Annotated in this window: 15 protein-coding genes; 10 read left to right on the forward strand and 5 right to left on the reverse strand. The window is 38.6% G+C overall.

Annotation, left to right across the window (positions count from 1 at the left end; genetic code table 11):
• Nucleotides 1-46: 46 nt before the first annotated feature.
• The 10 genes from NFI80_RS17340 (at nt 47) to NFI80_RS17385 (ending at nt 12,944) form a co-directional block, all read left to right on the forward strand.
• Nucleotides 47-1,147 (forward strand): Fic family protein, encoded by a 1,101-nt coding sequence (locus NFI80_RS17340; RefSeq protein ID WP_255703589.1) that lies wholly within the window; start codon nt 47-49, stop codon nt 1,145-1,147.
• Nucleotides 1,148-1,267: 120 nt separating this feature from the next.
• On the forward strand, nt 1,268-2,809 hold the full coding sequence (locus NFI80_RS17345) for a DUF6973 domain-containing protein (RefSeq protein WP_235165414.1): 1,542 nt from the start codon (nt 1,268-1,270) through the stop codon (nt 2,807-2,809).
• Between the two features lie 34 nt (nt 2,810-2,843).
• Complete coding sequence (locus NFI80_RS17350; RefSeq protein WP_235165420.1) at nt 2,844-3,434, forward strand: hypothetical protein; 591 nt, start codon at nt 2,844-2,846, stop codon at nt 3,432-3,434.
• 158 nt (nt 3,435-3,592) lie between these two features.
• Entirely contained in the window at nt 3,593-4,168 is a 576-nt protein-coding gene (locus tag NFI80_RS17355; RefSeq protein WP_235165421.1) for a hypothetical protein, read from the forward strand.
• Between the two features lie 208 nt (nt 4,169-4,376).
• Complete coding sequence (locus tag NFI80_RS17360) at nt 4,377-5,645, forward strand: site-specific integrase (protein WP_235165424.1); 1,269 nt, start codon at nt 4,377-4,379, stop codon at nt 5,643-5,645.
• Nucleotides 5,646-5,647: 2 nt separating this feature from the next.
• The gene (locus tag NFI80_RS17365) at nt 5,648-6,343 is read left to right on the forward strand and encodes a hypothetical protein (protein ID WP_235165430.1); all 696 of its coding nucleotides are present in this window, start codon (nt 5,648-5,650) and stop codon (nt 6,341-6,343) included.
• A gap of 626 nt (nt 6,344-6,969) precedes the next feature.
• On the forward strand, nt 6,970-8,112 hold the full coding sequence (locus NFI80_RS17370) for a Fic family protein (protein WP_235165433.1): 1,143 nt from the start codon (nt 6,970-6,972) through the stop codon (nt 8,110-8,112).
• A 344-nt stretch (nt 8,113-8,456) separates the two neighbouring features.
• Nucleotides 8,457-10,421 carry an AAA family ATPase gene (locus NFI80_RS17375; RefSeq protein WP_235165436.1) on the forward strand — a complete coding sequence of 655 codons (1,965 nt, stop codon included), beginning with the start codon at nt 8,457-8,459 and terminating at the stop codon, nt 10,419-10,421.
• 152 nt (nt 10,422-10,573) lie between these two features.
• A complete protein-coding gene (locus NFI80_RS17380; protein ID WP_235165439.1) occupies nt 10,574-12,391 on the forward strand; it encodes an RNA-directed DNA polymerase in 1,818 nt (605 codons plus the stop codon).
• A 79-nt stretch (nt 12,392-12,470) separates the two neighbouring features.
• Nucleotides 12,471-12,944 (forward strand): helix-turn-helix domain-containing protein, encoded by a 474-nt coding sequence (locus NFI80_RS17385; protein WP_235165442.1) that lies wholly within the window; start codon nt 12,471-12,473, stop codon nt 12,942-12,944.
• A 334-nt stretch (nt 12,945-13,278) separates the two neighbouring features.
• On the opposite strand, the gene NFI80_RS17390 is transcribed toward NFI80_RS17385, so the two are convergent.
• The 5 genes from NFI80_RS17390 to NFI80_RS17410 all read right to left on the reverse strand — a co-directional run bounded on the left by NFI80_RS17390 (nt 13,279) and on the right by NFI80_RS17410 (nt 17,762).
• Nucleotides 13,279-13,893: an HNH endonuclease gene (locus tag NFI80_RS17390; RefSeq protein ID WP_235165445.1), complete on the reverse strand. Its 615-nt coding sequence runs from the start codon at nt 13,891-13,893 to the stop codon at nt 13,279-13,281.
• The gene (locus NFI80_RS17395) at nt 13,894-15,057 is read right to left on the reverse strand and encodes an AAA family ATPase (protein WP_235165447.1); all 1,164 of its coding nucleotides are present in this window, start codon (nt 15,055-15,057) and stop codon (nt 13,894-13,896) included.
• 52 nt (nt 15,058-15,109) lie between these two features.
• Nucleotides 15,110-16,537: a hypothetical protein gene (locus tag NFI80_RS17400; protein ID WP_235165460.1), complete on the reverse strand. Its 1,428-nt coding sequence runs from the start codon at nt 16,535-16,537 to the stop codon at nt 15,110-15,112.
• A 116-nt stretch (nt 16,538-16,653) separates the two neighbouring features.
• Nucleotides 16,654-17,436: a relaxase/mobilization nuclease domain-containing protein gene (locus NFI80_RS17405; RefSeq protein WP_235165462.1), complete on the reverse strand. Its 783-nt coding sequence runs from the start codon at nt 17,434-17,436 to the stop codon at nt 16,654-16,656.
• Nucleotides 17,433-17,762, reverse strand: a complete 330-nt coding sequence (locus NFI80_RS17410) for a plasmid mobilization protein (protein ID WP_235165463.1) — start codon at nt 17,760-17,762, stop codon at nt 17,433-17,435. The genes NFI80_RS17405 and NFI80_RS17410 overlap by 4 nt, the downstream gene beginning before the upstream one ends.
• Nucleotides 17,763-17,900: the final 138 nt, after the last annotated feature.

Raw genomic sequence — 17,900 nt, forward strand, 5'->3', positions numbered from 1 at the left:
GCGGTGAAAAGAATTTATATTTACCGCATATTATGCGGTGATTAATATGTACATTCATCAAAAAAAATCCTGGCCGAGGTTTACTTGGGATCATCAGATGATCTCTCCACTATTGGCATCTGTGCGTCACAAGCAAGGCAAATTGGTTGGACGAATGGAAAGTCTGGGCTTTTCATTGCAGGAAGAAGCAGTTTTGCAAACGCTGACTCTGGATGCGGTGAAGTCGAATGAGATTGAAGGCGAAATCCTCAATGCAGATCAAGTGCGCTCTTCGATTGCCCGCAGGCTCGGTATGGACATTGGAATGCTCCTGCCAGCGGATCGCCATGTGGAAGGTGTTGTTGAAATGCTCCTTGATGCAACGCAGAATTATAAAGAAACTTTGTCGGAAGAGCGTCTATTTGGATGGCATGCTGCCTTATTTCCCACAGGTCGCAGTGGAATGTTTAAAATCACTGTTGGAAACTGGCGCGACAATTCGGGAGGTCCCATGCAAGTTGTCTCCGGCGCGATGGGACGAGAAAAGGTGCATTTTGAAGCGCCTGCTTCTGAAAGACTGCCTGCCGAAATGACTCAGTTCATAAATTGGTTTAACGATGATAATGCAAAGGATGCGGTAATTAAGGCTGCAATTGCCCATTTATGGTTTGTTACCATTCACCCTTTTGACGACGGCAATGGTAGAATTGCCCGGTCCATCGCCGACAGGCAACTGGCGCGCTCGGATGAAAGCGCGCAGCGTTTTTATAGCATGTCGGCCCAAATCCAGCATAAACGCAAACATTATTACGACATCCTAGAAGAAACGCAAAAAGGCGATCTGGACATTACGGGATGGCTCGAATGGTTTTTGTATTGCCTGGATGGGGCATTAGAAGCAACGGAAACGACTCTCAATACGGTGCTTAACAAAGCAAAATACTGGAAGCTGTTCACAGAAAAGAGTTTAAATGACCGCCAAAAGCTAATGCTCAATAAACTTCTGGACGGGTTTGAAGGGAAGCTCAACACATCCAAATGGGCAAAAATCGCAAAGACCTCCCCGGACACCGCGCTCAGAGACATTCAAAATCTGGTTGAACAGGGCGTTTTAGAAAAGGAAGATTCTGGCGGACGAAGCACGAGTTACCGGCTAGTAATGTTGTAAAACCGAAGAATAACTCAGCCCAACCGCTTATTCATTGCCGCCATACCGGCTTGTAAAGGATCGAATCATAAATCGTAATCTCACGAATCGATTTACTTTTTCATCCTTCACAAACTATTTATGCAAAAACTCTCTCTTTTCAGACGCATCGCGTCATGCATTTCATTTCTTCTTGTTTTTGTATTTGCATTTTCAAACCAGTCCTGCCGTGACGACCTCGACACCAAGAGTTCTCCTGAAAAAAGCCCGGCTGAGAAGTTTTTAGCGACAGAAGACAGAATGCTTAGCTATGATCAGTTTTTAGGACAGGTCAAAGGATTCGAAGACAAAGAAATGTATGACCATTTCAGATCCAGCGCCGAAAAAAGCCTTCGATCCAGCGAGAAAATTGTAATTTCTTTTCCGATTTTGCCTAGCACAACCGACAGCGTGCGAAAACTAACCATTAACAACCACACGACCTACACCATTCCCGTCTATCGCAGGTCCCACACCGGCACTGTGTTCCGAAACATTATCATAGACTCAACCGATGCGGGTGTCAAGGCATATTTAGCCTGGTATTTCCCGGACAAGAAGTGGATACAGGAATACAAGAAAGACCGTAAGCGGAGCTTCTACGGAACTGTGATCATGAACAATTACGACGGTCTGCCATCCAGCGGAAGACCCGAAGGGCGTGCTAATTTGGTTCCAGTTTGCGCATCTGTAATGGTGCTGTCCAGCATTGTAGAACATTTGTGCTGCCATAACTCGCAACATACATCGTGTGGCTGCCCGACAGGAAGCAAATATTACTTCGAATATCAATACAGCACTGTAACGACCTGCATTGACTCATATATCGACGCATTTGGCGGCTATGGAGGTTCGGGAGGTGGAACCGGAGGAGGCTCAGGGGGAGGAACCGTCCCAAATCCTGGCGGTGGTTATGATCCTTGTGTACAACCTAAAACTGGGACTGGAAAAACACCTTGTACGCCAAATACGCCTGATCCAGGGCCGGTTGTTGTGCCGAATGCAGCGGCTGCACCGCTTGTGAGTTTAGCTAAGGCAAAGGGTATTATCTTCACCTCAACTGAAATCGCGGTTTTGAATGAACTTGATCAGCCAATGTTGGCCAGGATAACTGATTTATTTTCCTCGTTTGCCGATAAGGTTACAAAAAATTATGGCGAGCTAATGCTCATTTTGACTGGTGAAGCCTTCAATGCAAAAGAGAATGAGGCGTTAGATGCGCTTGCTGACAATGTCGAAAGCTTTAAAAGAATAATGAGGTTTATGTATGCTGCCAATGCTTACGCCGCACAAAAGTTCACTAGCACTAAATACAATGCTTTTGGATCAACCTGTAACAATTGTAAGGGAAATGCATTTAAACATGCTTTATTCATAATCCTTAATGCAGAGACCTTTTCAAAAGAATCCGCATTGACACTGGCTGCTGGTCATGAAAACGGACAATTAGACATGGACACGCAGATGGACAATAAAAACAATGCTGCTGGTGTCTCAATATTTGACAAATTTAATGGGTCTGGTACAGCATTTCAGTGGGCTGACCGTGTTAAGGAGGCAACCAATTTGGGACAATACGGTTTAGTGTTTGTTAAGAACTCCGTTCTAGTGAGTACTAGCAACGTAGATCCGACGTGTCCGTAAGTTAAGTTTGATTCAATTTATTAGTAAGCAGCTCATGAAAAAAGCAATTCTGTATACTACGGCCGTTCTTGTCATCATTCACATATTACTTACGGAAAACCGTAAAATTGATGGAACCTGCGACCAAATCGTGCCCATGCATTTTAGAGGAATTAATTTTCAATTTCCGTTAAAGGTAAAAGGCGCGCTGAACCCTCAAATTCACGGATTTATACGAAGCTCATCATGGCTACAAACTGATTACTTTGGCAGTAATCAAATCTCAACTAAATGGTTTTTTAATTGGGAAAATGACTGGAACGGTCAACAAGAAATAAATAATGCCTTGAAAGAGAAAAGGATCTATGGGATTGCATTCGAACTCCATAAGGATAGCTGTAAGACGGATCAGGAGATCATTTCGGAAATTCAAAAGATTTATCCGGGCAATTACCGGCATTTTGAAAACCATGGAAATACATCTTACATATGGGAGCGAAATTGTCTGACCATTTTTGTAAAAAGGGTAAATCAGTATCCCGCAAAATACAGCGTACCGGAGGTTTCATTTTGCTATGGACTTGACGATGAGCAAATAAATATTTACGCTACCTATACTGGATATATCAACCATTATCCTGATTAACTTAATTAATGCCGTGCCATAATCACAGCTCATGCAAAAACTTCTAATTATTCTAAAAAAGCTCTTTACATTTTGGATAGTCTTTTATCATCTTAGGTAAAATCATTGTTGCCTCTCTGATCGGTCTCTTCATTCTTTACCTATCTTTTCAAGACAAGGTGGATGATAAAAAATACGAGGAAGATCCGAAGGTAAATTTCCGGGGGATCAAGTTTCAGTTTCCTATTAGAGTGCATGGTGTGCTGAAAACGCCTACTAGTGGCTTTTCTAGAAACTATATGTGGTTACAAACGGCCTCTATCGGATGTAAAAATATCTCTGCCAAGTGGTTTTTTGATTTTGGCAATCATTGGAAAAAGCCCAACGAAATCTCAGATGAATTGAAACAAACATTAACGTACGGTGTTGCATTCGAGCTTCATGAAGACAGCTGCAAAATGGATCAGGAAATTGTCGCGGAGATTCAAAACCTTTATCCGGGCAATTACAAATATGTTGAAAACCATGGAAATGAATCTTATATATGGGAACGCGACTGTCTGACCATCTTTGTTAAGAGAGCTTATCAATACCCTGCGGTATACAGCATACCAGAGGTTTCATTTTGTTACTCGCTTGAGACGATGAGCAGAAAGAAATTTACGCAACCTACACTGGGTACATTGATAATTACCCGGATTGATTTCCGAATTACAATGTTACCCAACAAAAAAAGCCGCTGCGATTGCTCGTAGCGGCTTTAAGTTGTGGTGATGGACGGAATCGAACCTTTGACTTTCATCATTGTTGTATTTAATCTAATTTATTGCCTTTCAGCCTTATTAATGACAAATATATTAAATAGGATTAAATTAAATATAACCTTTATCAACATTTTACTGTAAACCAGTTTGTAAACCAGCGTGCATACAATATTTTTGTCTAAACAAAGTAAAGCACCTGATGGCAACTGTAAAATACTACTTGAAGAAACCAAACCCAAACGGGATCTGCTTGATTTCCCTGTACTTTCGGTATGGTACTGAGCAGGTTGTCATATCGACAAATCTATTCACCAAGCCCAAGTTCTGGGATTCTAAAAACCAAAAGTTAAAATCAGGCCATGAAGGATATTCAGAGCTAAATGCCAACCTGGAAAAATGGCGAAATGAAGTTCAGAAGATATATCAGCAACGTTTATACCAAAGGCTCCCTATCACTCCTGCCGATTTAAAGCCGCTTTTTGAGCGTGAAATCAGGATCGACAGATACGAAGCTGCTCCATTGAAAGAGAAATCCGGACTGACCGAATTCATTGCCAAATACATTCAATCCGTAGTAGCATTCAAAAATCCCAATACGATTAAAACGTATAACTCACACTTAAAGATGCTCTTAGAGTTCCAGGTAGAATCAAAAAAGAAAAGCATCAGTTTTAATGAGATTACGCTTGACTTCTATCACGATCTCAAAAGTTTTATGGTAGAGATTAAGAAGTACAATGAAAACACACAGAACAAACACACTGGCCTTTTAAAGTTTTTTCTTAACGAGGCAACTGAACGCAAAGAAAATGAAAACCTGGAATTCAAGAGCAGACGGTTTTCAACGCCACGGAAAGCAGTGGATTCGATTTATCTCGATGAAGAAGAGATAAAGTTGCTTATGAAGCTCGACCTGTCTGCTGAACCAAGGCTAGAGAAAGTACGGGATCTTTTCATTGTAGGTTGTTTTACCGGTTTAAGATTCTCTGATCTTACCACCATACATGCAGAAAACATATCGCCTGATTTCAAATATTTGAAAACCAAGACCGTCAAGACTGATGAGTACCTTGAAATCCCTATTCACCCGATTGTCCGGAAGGTCATGGTGAAATATAAGGATAGAACACCGAATCACTTACCACCGGCTATATCCAATCAAAAAATGAATGAGTATCTTAAAGAGATTGGCGAAAAAGCGAAGCTTAGCGATGATGTGGCCTTATTTGAGAAGAAAGGAAAAGTCAGAACCCAGAAAAAGGTTAGTAAATTTTCATTAATTACATCACATACCGCCCGGCGGTCGTTTGCGACCAATGAGTATCTTGCCGGCACACCGACTTACGCTATTATGGCAATTACTGGCCACAGGACTGAAAAGGCATTTCTTACATATATCAAGGTTACAAAGAAGCAGTATGCACGTCAAATATCTGAAATTTGGGAGAAACGATTTAAAGACGAATAACTATGGAAGAAAACAATGATTATCACTCAGAATATTCTGAGTTTCAAAGAGCACAGAAAATGTGGGGATTTAAGAATCAAGATAGCCTTGATTTCACTCCTTACTTTCGGTATGAGATCGGCGCTTCGACTCATCCATATCATTTATCATTTCCAGAAAAGCCATCAAGGATAAGGTATCAAAATGATATAGTTAACTATCTATGTTACTTTGGATCGGTGGAAGAAGCAATAGAGTGCTTAGAGTACCATTACACGCTTTTCGAGGAGAAAGACAAATTTTTACGTTATTTCAAATTTTCCCTTCCTGCTAGAATACAGCTGACATCCAAAAAAGAAGATAAGATCCGACTTCAAATTTGTCTGGACTGGATTGTGGATATCTATGAGTCCTATAAGATGGAGCCAATTTATATTGGTGCACGGGCAGAAATTAAAGGTGAAGACCGAAATAAGATTTTGCGCTTATTTTCATTTTTATTCAACGAGATAAAAAATCCAGACGGTCCACAATATGCGATGAAAGGTAGTTCGTTGGGTACTGCAATAATTCTTCATCAATTTGAGGTCTTTAAAAAATCAGCTTTAAGCTCACTTCAGAAAGACGCGGTGGATATTAAGAAAGTGACCCAAATTCCCCCTAAGTTGCAAGAGGAATTAAGAGCGTTTTTCTATGGATCTGCAAACCAAAAAATTTAATGTGCGTCGATCCAGCTGGCTGGCCAGTTCGACAAAAACATCTCTTGGAAAAAACCTAAAAGTTTTAACAATGGCACTATACATTTCACGTTTAAGAACATTCCTAAATTTAACTCCTTGATTCACTAATGTTTAGCCTTAGACAAAGCGCTTATAAATAAATATCCATTGTCTAAGAGCCGTCTTAATTTTTGTCTAAGCGCCTAGCAACTATCAAGGAACACTTGACGGTTCATCGTAACAAGAGAATTAAAGTCTATAAGTTGATTCCCTACGCAACATGTATAGAAAAAAGCATTTTTGACCCACGTCTATTAGTACGTGGGCCAAAAATTAAAAAGATGACTCACGTTGCTACGTTAGTTACCAATCTTCTATTTGAACATAATTTGATTGACTGGAAACCCTTACCCGATCTTAACTAACTGAAAATCAGTTAGTTTTTATTTGACTCAAATTCGGACGAGGATTAAAGGCTATTATAAACCTACCATAAGGATATCAGATGATCCAAGACATGTGTAGAAAAACACGTTTTTGACCCACGTTTATACGGACGTGGGTCAAAAACTTAAAAAATGACACACGTTAGTTCGGAATTAACCCTAAATTTGAAAAAATGACTTATGAAAAGCATGAGTACCTCAATACTACCGCTGCCGACGCTGCCTCTTGCAGGAGAAATAGAAACCAAGGCGGTTCTTAAAAAACTAAGTACTACCCGGGCAGCTCTGGCCGGGCTTAATGGTATTGCAGAAAGTATCCCGAATGAACGCATTATCATCAACACACTCGCGCTGCAAGAAGCCAAAGACAGTTCGGCCATAGAAAACATTGTTACCACTCACGATGAATTATATAGTAGTGATAGTCAAACACATCAGTTCGTCAGCCTTGCCGCTAAGGAAGTGTACAACTACGCCCATGCACTGTTGGAAGGGTATCAACAGGTAAAACAAAGCGGCCTGCTAACCAGTAATAACATCATTGCCTTACAAGCATTACTCGAGGAGAATGATGCAGGTTTTAGAAAAGTACCAGGTACGGTATTAAAAAACGAGCAGACCGGCGAAACGGTATACATGCCACCACAAGACTACAATACAATTGTGTCTTTGATGAGCAATCTGGAGTATTTTATAAACGATCCCTCCCTCTCAGATATTGACCCAGTGATTAAAATGGCCATTATACACCACCAATTCGAAAGTATTCACCCATTTTATGATGGTAACGGAAGGACGGGAAGGATTGTAAACATACTGTTTTTGGTAAAGGAAGGTTTGCTCAAACTACCAATCCTGTATCTAAGTCGTTTTATCAATCAAAATAAAACAGCTTATTACAATCTGCTCCAACAGACACGCCAGACAGGACAATGGGAACCCTGGATTTTGTATATTCTGGATGCAGTAGAACAAACAGCGCTGCAAACATCAGACATGATTAGAGGTATCAAGGTGCTGATGACCAGGCATAAACAAAAAATCAGAACAGAGCTACCAAAGGTCTATAGCCAGGATTTGATCAACAGTTTATTTCGGCATCCGTATACGAAAATAGAATACGTAAAGACCGATCTGAACGTTGCCCGCAAAACCGCTGCCCGATATTTGGACTTACTTTGTGATATTAACATTCTGCATAAGAAAAGACTGGGAAAAGAAAATTATTATTTCAATGATGATCTGATTTCGCTGCTGGTAAGTGTGGGAAGTTTGAAAAAACAAGAGCGTGATACAATGACTATCCGGACAACACACAGTTAACAATTAGACGGTTACGGCGGACAACTTTAAATAAAAAAAATATCTATGTTTTGGCAAGAGACGAAATAAAGTTTCTCGAAAGAACTGGTTTTTTAAAGTGCGGATCTGGAAATCCTATTATAAGCAAATAGGCTCTTGCAAGCCTAACATTGTTTGCGGTGGCTAGCAAGCCAGATGAATGGAGACTTTGATGAAATTGGTTGTCGGTGTTTTGAACAAAAATCAGCAAAGGGGTTAGAAAAACAAAATTCATACTTTGCTTAGCTATTGTGTTGTGAGAATATGTTTTTCACTTGGATATTTGCATTTTACACAGCTAATCTTTCAATTTAAAAACCTTCCCGATGAAATTAATTAAGGCTCAAATAACAAACTATCGCAGTATTGAGGATTCCGGTGAATTTGACGTCGACAATACGTTGTGCTTAGTAGGAAAAAATGAAGCCGGAAAATCCGCAACGTTGTATGCCTTAGCTGGGCTCAATCCACATCCGTCAACCCCAATAAAGTTTGACATAGAAAAGGATTACCCAAGAAGATATTTGAACCAATATGAAGAACGACATCCAGATAAAGATGCGATTGTCATTAAAACTACATGGCTACTTAGCCAAGAAGATGTCACAGCTATTGAGGGTTATTTTGGCAAAGAATGTCTTACGAGTTCTCAGGTGATTGTACTTAAAAGATATAAGTCAGACAGTATCGAATGGGATATACCTCTTAACATTGGAGCTGCCCTGAAATACTTAATGGCAGCGCACAAACTTACACCAAAAGAAATCGAAGGTCTCGCTTCCGCGACAAACACTTCAGATCTAATAACTCAAATAACAGAAAATGAAGATCGCAGCGAAAGCGAGGAGAAACTGCTAAAGTACCTGAATACTCTCGTAGGTAAAACTGTTACAACCCACACTCGCGCGGTATTAAATCCGAGGCTTCCAAAATTCATGTACTTTTCTCACTATGATAGAATGGATGGTCAGATTAGAGTTGACACATATCAGCAGCGACATGACAGAGGGCAGGAAATTAGTGAAGGAGAAAAGGTCTTTATAGACTTTTTAGAATTTGCTGGAACCACTGTTTCAGAGATAATCGGTGCAGACACCTATGAGCGACTAAATGCAAAATGCGAGGCGGCTTCAAATAGCATAACCGATCAACTATTAGAGTACTGGACTCAGAATCCTTCATTAGAGATCGAGGTTCGGGTTACGAAAGGAGAATCCGGTGACGAAGCTCCATTCAACACAGGAATAATCGCTCGGGCTCGCGTCAAAAATAACCTACATAAAGTTACAGTTCCATTTTCAGAAAGAAGTGCCGGTTTTATCTGGTTCTTTTCCTTTCTAGTCAAATTCGCTCAGGTACGAAAAGATAAAAAGCCATTAATTCTGTTGCTGGACGAGCCAGGACTTACTCTCCACGGAAAAGCTCAAGCAGATCTATTAAGATATTTCGATGAAAAACTCGCACCATATCATCAAATAATCTTTTCGACACACTCACCGTTTATGGTACCAACTCATAATTTTCCAGGCATCAAAATAGTAGAAGACAAAATATTTCAACTCCGACCAGGCCACTTTTCATCAGAAGGAACAAAGATACGGGAAGACTCATTGGCGACTGACAGAGATACGCTGTTCCCTTTACAAGGCGCTCTTGGGTATGAACTTACCCAAAGCTTGTTCATTGGAAAACAGACTTTACTAGTTGAGGGACCAGGGGATATCTTATACTTACAAGCATTCTCAAATGCCTTGAAAAAACGTAATCGCCGCGGCTTGGATCCTCGATGGACGATCTGCCCAGCTGGTGGTATCGACAAAATTCAACCATTTGTCTCATTATTCTCCGGTGCTCAATTAGAGATAGCTGCATTAACGGATTACTCTAAGAAAGATTCAAAAAAATTTGACAGCCTAAAACAAAATAAAATTCTCGAGTCTAATAAGCTTTTAAATTTCGCATCCATTCTTGGCAAAGAGGAAGCAGATATCGAAGATATAATTCATCCAGAGCTATTTACTAAAATTGTGAACTCCGCTTACTCATTGGGCAGTGAACATAAAATGACGGTCCAGAAATTAACTGATGCCAATTCAGCAACAACGAGGCTGGTTAAAAAGGCTGAAACATATTTTAATTTGCTCCCGGAGGATGTACAGATTTTTGACCATTTCACACCGGCTATGTGGCTCTTCCAAAACCCGAAGGCACTGGATGATAACGGGAAAGGTGTAAATGAAACATTAGATTCAGCAGAAAGGGTCATCGAAGCAGTTAATGCGATATTATAACCAAGTGGCACAATTCATCAAACTTAGCTAGTTAATCGCCGTGTTTTTTTGTTAGCCGCAATTTAAGCTTACTACCGGCTCATTAAACTCTAAAACATACATATATAAAATAGACAATTCAAAAATACCCTCCATAAATCTACTTCTAAGGAATGAAAACTGAACGGTTTAATCATCTTCGAAAATCTGTACTTTTAGCAATATTCGAAAAACAAAAAATTGTTGATGTTTGGAGAAAAATTGTAAAGAACCAACTAAGATACATGGATCTTAAAGATCTGTATGATCACTACGATTTTAACTATAATATTGAAGACAGAGCTCTTGCGATTAGAAATGAGATTCTGGCGGGAACCTACAAAGTATCACAGCCATTAATTTACCGCATCGAAAAAAAATTTGGGGTGTGTAGGCATGTTGTCATTCCACAACCAATTGATGCGTTAGTATTGCAGGTATTGGTTGAGACTATTGCCGAAAAGATTCTCGCCAATCAACCATCCGAAAACGCCTTCTATTCACGTGATAAGCATAGCGTTTCTCAACCACACCAAGTTGAAGAATATGGGCTTAGTTGGAGAAAACAATGGAAAAAACTTCAAAAAGAAATATATAAATTCCATAGCGAGAAAGAGCTAATTGTTGTAACTGATCTATCTAATTACTATGATAGCATTGACATCAATGAATTGAGAAAAGTGTTCTCATCATATGGAAAAATAGACGAAGTTTTGATTGATCTACTTTTTCGAATATTAGAGGAAATATCGTGGAAGCCAGACTATTTACCTTATTCTAAACGTGGGCTACCAACAACTAATATTGAAGGAATACGCTTACTTGCTCACTCCTTTTTATTCGAAGTAGATGATGTATTGAAAGAAAAAACAGGCAATAGTTTCACTAGATGGATGGACGATATTGTATTTGGAGTAAACAGCAAAAAGGAAGCCATTGAAACATTAAGTGCAGTTTCAGACATGCTAAAATCCAGAGGTCTTGCCCTAAATCTTGCTAAAACAAATATATATGATGAAAAGCAAGGTTATTTTCACTTTCAAATTGAAGATAACAGATTTCTTGACGAATTAGAGAATGTTAAAGTTGAGGACGAAGACATAAAGAACATATCTGAAAATGTTCATGCGTCATTTTTGAAGCATTTTGAGGATACAAGCGCCAAATATTGGGATAAAGTTGCAAAACGCTACATTACACTGGCCAGCAGACTAAAGATAAACAATTTACTTGAAATTGTATCTGAAAAATACGTCGATTATCCGGGGCTTAGGGGCAGTCTCTTGATGTATCTAGATAACATTGGATATACAAATGATACAAGTCAAGTATTATTAAAAATCCTGAACACAATTGATATATTTGATGACGTGTCTTTATATCAGATATGCAATTTAGTTACTCATTGGGAAATACCTGTTGATCGACAATCTAGTGAATTTCTTAAAGAGTTTGAGGAAAAAATCATTTCTTTTCTGTTTAGCAAAGAGATGTCACCATCTAATTTTTATAGTGTCCTATGGTTTAAGGCAAAATACAATCATCATGAAGATCTGTTAAATTTTATTCAAAAATATAGTAATTTTTGGCAGACAGACTCATTTTTAAGGCGCCAAGTTACAAGTGTATTATCGCGGCTTTTGATAATAAATAACATTGCTGTTTCAAAAATCTTATCTGCTCAAATTTCATCTGGAATAAATAACACCGTTACATTAGCCAATCAAATTTTTCAATTTTCAGATTTGGAAATACTTGATAAAAAATTAAGTTTTTATCTGTTTCCAGAAAAGAAGCAGCATCCATACCCATTAGCAAAATTTCTAGTTCTATGTTCAGCACTCAATTCTGAACAAGTGCGTAATAAACCGGAAGTACGAACAAAGGTCACTGAATCTATCTCTGATCCATATTATCTGAGATGGATAGACGTTCAATATAATATAAGGTAAATCCACTATGAATTAAATTGTATTAGTTGAAGCTTGATCTGACAGTTAGTAGATTTACTAACCTTAAAATCAGTTAAGTATGACAACAACGCAGAAGTTAATTCAACCTAAACTTGGCTTGTTAAAGTTAGCCGAGAAGTTAGGCAATGTGTCGGATGCCCGTAAGCTGATGGGCTACTCCATAGACTCCTTTTACCGCTTTCAAAAATTGTATGATGAAGGTGGCGAATTTGAGTTAATAGAAATCAGTAGAAGTAAACCGCTACTGAAGAACCGGATTGAAAAGGAAATAGAAGATGTGGCGGTTGCTTATGCTATCGAATCACCAGCGTTTGGACAGCAACTTGCTTCTAATGAATTAAGAAAACGCAGAATAATAGTAGCACCATTTACTATTCGCTGCGTATGGGTAAGACATGCTCTGAAGATGTTCCAAAAGCGTTTAAAAGCATTAGTGTTTGAAACAATGACTTACTTTCCTCCTTGTCTCGCTTACTCGATGAAGACTTCCGTTTCGCGCTCAGCTCTGCTTGCTCTCTTTCAAAGTCATTAAACAATCCAAAATTAGATCTTGGGCCAAAACAAATCCTTCATTGCAACATGAACAAATTTACTGAAGCTCCGCTCGTCTACATTAGATCCAATTTTCAATACGAACATTATCAACTCCATACCTATATGCAAAACCAAATATAATTCTGACCTTTTCAAAAAAACTCAGTTTGTTTGCTCATTATCCAGTCTGGAAATTTTGGATTATATTACGTATCTTACTAACCAGACGTCCATTTAACGCTTCAGCAAATAGAATCAAAATTGATACTAATGTGAAGCCAAGATTTGAATAATAATACTAACAACCGTCCAACCTATGATCCTAAAAAAGCCTATAGCTTAAGTAAAAGTTGAGCGATTTTAATTCTGATTGAAGTACTAATTCGAGATGTCAGACTAGCCGATGCCTCTAAGCCTTGAGCCTGGTTTAAATTATCTATCTCCAACTCATTCAACGAAAAATAGTTATATGTATAGCGCCCTTTTGATTCGGTACGGACCAAATATTTGTTCAAAATGGAATCCCCTATCCTAAAACTTGCAACTCTTATGTGCTCCGTATACTTGTCCAAATTTGGATGTACAAATTTGTAATGAACCGAATTAAAATAATCATTTTTCATAGCATTAACATCTACTACAAAATCGATCTTACTCCTCTTTATCTCCATATTGCAACGCTTGCATGAGATATTTAGGTTTTGAACATCGAACATCAGTGAATCGTAACGTGACTTTGGCAGAACGTGTTCAATATCAATTACCATACGAAACTCCCCAATAGCTGATCGACTACAATAACAGCACTTTGGAAATGGTGCTGCCAAAAAATGATCCTTTATTTTGATCTTTACATTCGATAAAATTGGGTTGTCCCAGATATTGTTTCCTGCTGCTCTCGCCGCCACAATATTATCTAAGTCAACTTGCTCAAATACTAGTGCCACTTATTTTTCGATATCTTTAGCAATCTCTTTACCAGTTTCAATCAACTCATTAATCACGTCTCTTTGCTTCTCATCATATGAATTCTCCTTAATATTTGTCATAATTCTCTCGAATTCCTTCGTATCTATTTGTTTATCAGCCAATTTATTCATATTCTCTATTACAAATTCCGATAAAAATCGACTTTCCGGAGTTGTGAGGTCAAAATACTTCTGATACATTTCCTCGATGTTTATTTTATTAATGCTTCTATCAAGTTGGAACTGCCCTTCCTTACCCTTAAAAATCTTAACATTTTGATTGCTGAGTTCAGCTCCGTTCGCAATTAATGGTGAGTGTGTAGCAAGAATAATTTTGGGTTGGTAAAAATAGAAAAGCTCACTAAGCTTCTTTACATATTCGATCTGCCATTTTGGATGTAGGCTATTTTCTGGTTCATCTATTAATATTATTGTTTTTTCTTTTATTGTTGAAGCAATAAAAACCAAGGATGTTATCATTGTTAACTCTCCTGAGCTCGCATCCTTTATCGAAAATTCTTCACCATCTTTATACAGGAACAGTTCAATACCTGTAATCAAATTCTTATTCTTTAGCTCACTGTAATAAGAGAATATTAATAGTAGAAATTCATTTACTATGTCTGGAAATCCTTTCCGGCTTAGGTTTATCTTAACTATTCTGTCATATGCTACTGCTTCATCTGCATTTCTATTTAGATAAAGAAGAAGACCTTCCATTTTACCGTCATCTAGATCCGACTGAATTACCTTATCTCTGAAGTCTGCATCAATTCCAGTTATTTTAATACCAATAATTGGCTCAAAGCCTACATATTCCAAAGTCGTAGCAATTGTAAATAATTGCCTGAGATTCTCATTAGCAAGCGTTATAAATGCTTTCATTAAAATTCGAGAAGCTGCATTTTTCCCGTTCGAAGCTCGGAGAATGTTTAACTTTTTACTCTTGATATCAAACTTATCATATATGGTATTTGCTATTGCGATAACATTTTGACTTCTACGTAAATAATGTTTTGCAATATTATTCAATAACATGCTTTTACCACTTCCGTTCTCTCCAATTATAATATTGACATCATCATCATAGTAACTGCCAATTAGGAGCTCTATGGGAATTTGTATTTGAGGAAAGTTTTTCATGAAATAGTGGCTATTGTGATAGAATTTCTACGTAGTTTAATTGTCTAATGAATTAAGCAGAAAATTTCACAGCTAGGACTAGAATTGGTCTGTGTGTATCAATATCCTTTTCTACCTTGATAACAAGTCCGTCGTCTTCCCATACAATTTCAGGTTCTTCACCATCCTCGATAAATTTTCTCCTTTGAAGGACATCGACGTAATTCATATCAGCAAAATAGTCACAGATTTTATCAACTACTTTTTCCACCTCAGTATAAAAAACGAACTTAGAGTAGTTTTTGAATACCTTCTTAAATGTTACTATTAATATATCTTCTTCTGTATAATAGGCGCATGTAGCATAATTGAAAAAATCAAAAAAGTATCTGTCAAGCTTAATTACGTCAACAAATGGCGCACCATCTTCAAGTGGAGGAAAACTTTCGACAATCTTATCCTTTTTATAAAGCTCGAGTACATTATCGACAAAGTATGTCTTGTCACTTTGTACATGCATGACGCTAAGTAATTCATCGATTAATTGGTCTGGTGTTAGTATTTTAACCGGCAACTTAAATTCATTATATAGTACTTTACTTTTCAAAAGTTGTTTTTTGTCCAAGCCGACCAGATAATCACAATGAGCCGCATAAAACGCATGGTCTGCATCTGTCATGATGTTTTGCATGTTATCAGTTGGCTTTGGAAGTTTATCTGACTTATAACCTATCATATCCAAAACGAGGTAAGCCGTTGTGAAAAAATTGTATATATTTTCATCCAACTTGTTTATTTTCAATACACTTTCGATATATCCTCGAAAAGTAGTATTTATTGACTTTAGAAATTCGTCAATATTCCTAATCACATCATCTTCACTCCAGTTACCTGCATTTGGTTCTAACTTAAAACCATGATCGCCTAATCCTTTTCGAAGGTTACGATAAAAGCTGCCGTCGTTAAGCAGACTGCTTGTAAAGAATCCAAAATCCTTCACAAAGTCCCATAGATTTGAGCCGTTTGAGAGATTAGGGAATAGAGTATTCAGTAGCGATCTATTCTCTTCTGTTACGTTGATTTCGGACATTTGACTTTGCAAAAGCCTTTTGATCATACTTCCAAAACTCTCTAACCCAAGCTCGGCACCAAAATTATCAAGGTCTAGGACGTTCTTTTCAAAATCATATCCACTAGGATCCGCGTTTTGTAAACTTTCAATTTCGTATCGGAAGTATTCTTCAGGTGTACCAAACAAGGGCACTACATAATTGTCTTTCAACCCAAAAAAATGCTTTTCCGTCAGTTGTTGCAATTTTGCAAGATCAGAATCAAATTGCTGGTTGTCAAGAGAGTAACTTTTCATCAAGTCCTTAAAATGTGCGGGGGAATATGGAAATAGCAATTGTTCCTTATGCCCAATGATAAAATCATCGAGTTGTTTATATTCTGGCCTCTTTAGATTACTTATTACATTCCAATCAAGATATATACGTATCATATTATATAAGTATTGATTTAGTCCCAGCAGCAAGGGTCTAATACTAAACTATACAATTAATTGCACCTAAAATGCGCTTGCCTGAAATTGTAACTTTAACAAGCAACCAGATTTCATCAAAAACCGATTTGACGACTTTTATGTAGTTGAATGTCGTGATTACCTTCAAGGCGTTTTTGCAACTGCTTCGCAGTAAACCCCACATCCTGTCCCTTAATCGGCACTCCCTGATAACTATAGCTGGAATACTTAATCTTCCCCTCTTCCAATGTAAACTTGCAATCTATCCTCTTTTCCTTTAACCGCCATTCCAAGTCCTCAGGAGTCTTGCATTTCTGCTTCAAAGCACCTTTGATTGCCAAGTTAACAAACTTCTGAGCCTCCTTCTGGTTCTCGGCCACATTCCGCAATTTCCCTTCTTCCAGTTTCTCTACCTTAGCAAAACCAAGTTCCTGCGTAATCTCCTTACATATCCGTACATTCCGGGCGTAATTGTGTGATGTCTCCAATGCTTTACTCCCATCTGTTGGCACTCGGTTGATGTAGATATGGATATGGTTGTGCGGTTTGTCACGGTGCTGGTAAACTGCAATCTGGTGATCCTTGGGATCTGCCCCCATTTTAGTACAGTATCGGTTAGCCGCTTCAATCATCTGCTCTTGTGTCGGATTTTCTTCTGGCTTCCAGCTGAGTGATGAATGCCACACTGGCCTTTTACATCTGCTACCGGCTGCCTCCTGCTGCATTTCTAATGCAATGCCAAGTGGATCCTGCGAAACAACATTGTGCAGCAGCAAAAGCTCTAATTTCCCTTCAATTTCCTTACCGTCCAAACTGTGTCCGGCTCCGTAGTTGATGGCCCCTAGAAAACTGGAGCCGATGGTTGTCTTCGCTATCATTTTTTCAAAATGCGTTTAAGTTCTTCCAAGACTTCTGTGATCGACTTTTGGTAGAAGTAGCCTTTGTTGGCAAATGCTGCCAGCTGATTCAGGTTAGTTCCTATTCCCTGTAAATTCCGTTTTTCATCCTTGTCAAATCGGGCTTGAACGGGATGACCAGTTCCAAGTTTCCGGAGATATTCTGATACAGAAAGTCCGGCCAAAGTGGCCTTTGATTTTATAGACGCATACTCATGGTTCGTGACACGTAGCGGGATCGTTCTGTTTTTATTTTCCCTTTTAATTGAGTTTAGAGCGCGGAAGTCATCTTGTGAATTTTCTTGCATGGATTGTTATTTTTATCTGTTGATCAATTTCGGCGGGGGCTCGGGGCGTAGCCCTGACAAGTCAAGGGAGGGACGACCGGTGTGTTTGTAACTGCAATTCGGAGCGCAGCGGGCGAATTGTAGTTACAAACACATGGC

Origin of the sequence: Dyadobacter chenhuakuii (genome assembly GCF_023821985.2) — a bacterium.
Taxonomy (GTDB): domain Bacteria; phylum Bacteroidota; class Bacteroidia; order Cytophagales; family Spirosomataceae; genus Dyadobacter; species Dyadobacter chenhuakuii.

Bases quoted from the DNA above. Each gene is read 5' to 3' on its own strand.
- NFI80_RS17380 (WP_235165439.1), top strand. From the start codon at position 10,574: ATGAAAACTGAACGGTTTAATCATCTTCGAAAATCTGTACTTTTAGCA.
- NFI80_RS17385 (WP_235165442.1), top strand. From the start codon at position 12,471: ATGACAACAACGCAGAAGTTAATTCAACCTAAACTTGGCTTGTTAAAG.
- NFI80_RS17340 (WP_255703589.1), top strand. From the start codon at position 47: ATGTACATTCATCAAAAAAAATCCTGGCCGAGGTTTACTTGGGATCAT.
- NFI80_RS17365 (WP_235165430.1), top strand. From the start codon at position 5,648: ATGGAAGAAAACAATGATTATCACTCAGAATATTCTGAGTTTCAAAGA.
- NFI80_RS17375 (WP_235165436.1), top strand. From the start codon at position 8,457: ATGAAATTAATTAAGGCTCAAATAACAAACTATCGCAGTATTGAGGAT.
- NFI80_RS17410 (WP_235165463.1), bottom strand. From the start codon at position 17,762: ATGCAAGAAAATTCACAAGATGACTTCCGCGCTCTAAACTCAATTAAA.
- NFI80_RS17395 (WP_235165447.1), bottom strand. From the start codon at position 15,057: ATGAAAAACTTTCCTCAAATACAAATTCCCATAGAGCTCCTAATTGGC.
- NFI80_RS17370 (WP_235165433.1), top strand. From the start codon at position 6,970: ATGAAAAGCATGAGTACCTCAATACTACCGCTGCCGACGCTGCCTCTT.
- NFI80_RS17360 (WP_235165424.1), top strand. From the start codon at position 4,377: ATGGCAACTGTAAAATACTACTTGAAGAAACCAAACCCAAACGGGATC.
- NFI80_RS17345 (WP_235165414.1), top strand. From the start codon at position 1,268: ATGCAAAAACTCTCTCTTTTCAGACGCATCGCGTCATGCATTTCATTT.
- NFI80_RS17405 (WP_235165462.1), bottom strand. From the start codon at position 17,436: ATGATAGCGAAGACAACCATCGGCTCCAGTTTTCTAGGGGCCATCAAC.
- NFI80_RS17350 (WP_235165420.1), top strand. From the start codon at position 2,844: ATGAAAAAAGCAATTCTGTATACTACGGCCGTTCTTGTCATCATTCAC.
- NFI80_RS17400 (WP_235165460.1), bottom strand. From the start codon at position 16,537: ATGATACGTATATATCTTGATTGGAATGTAATAAGTAATCTAAAGAGG.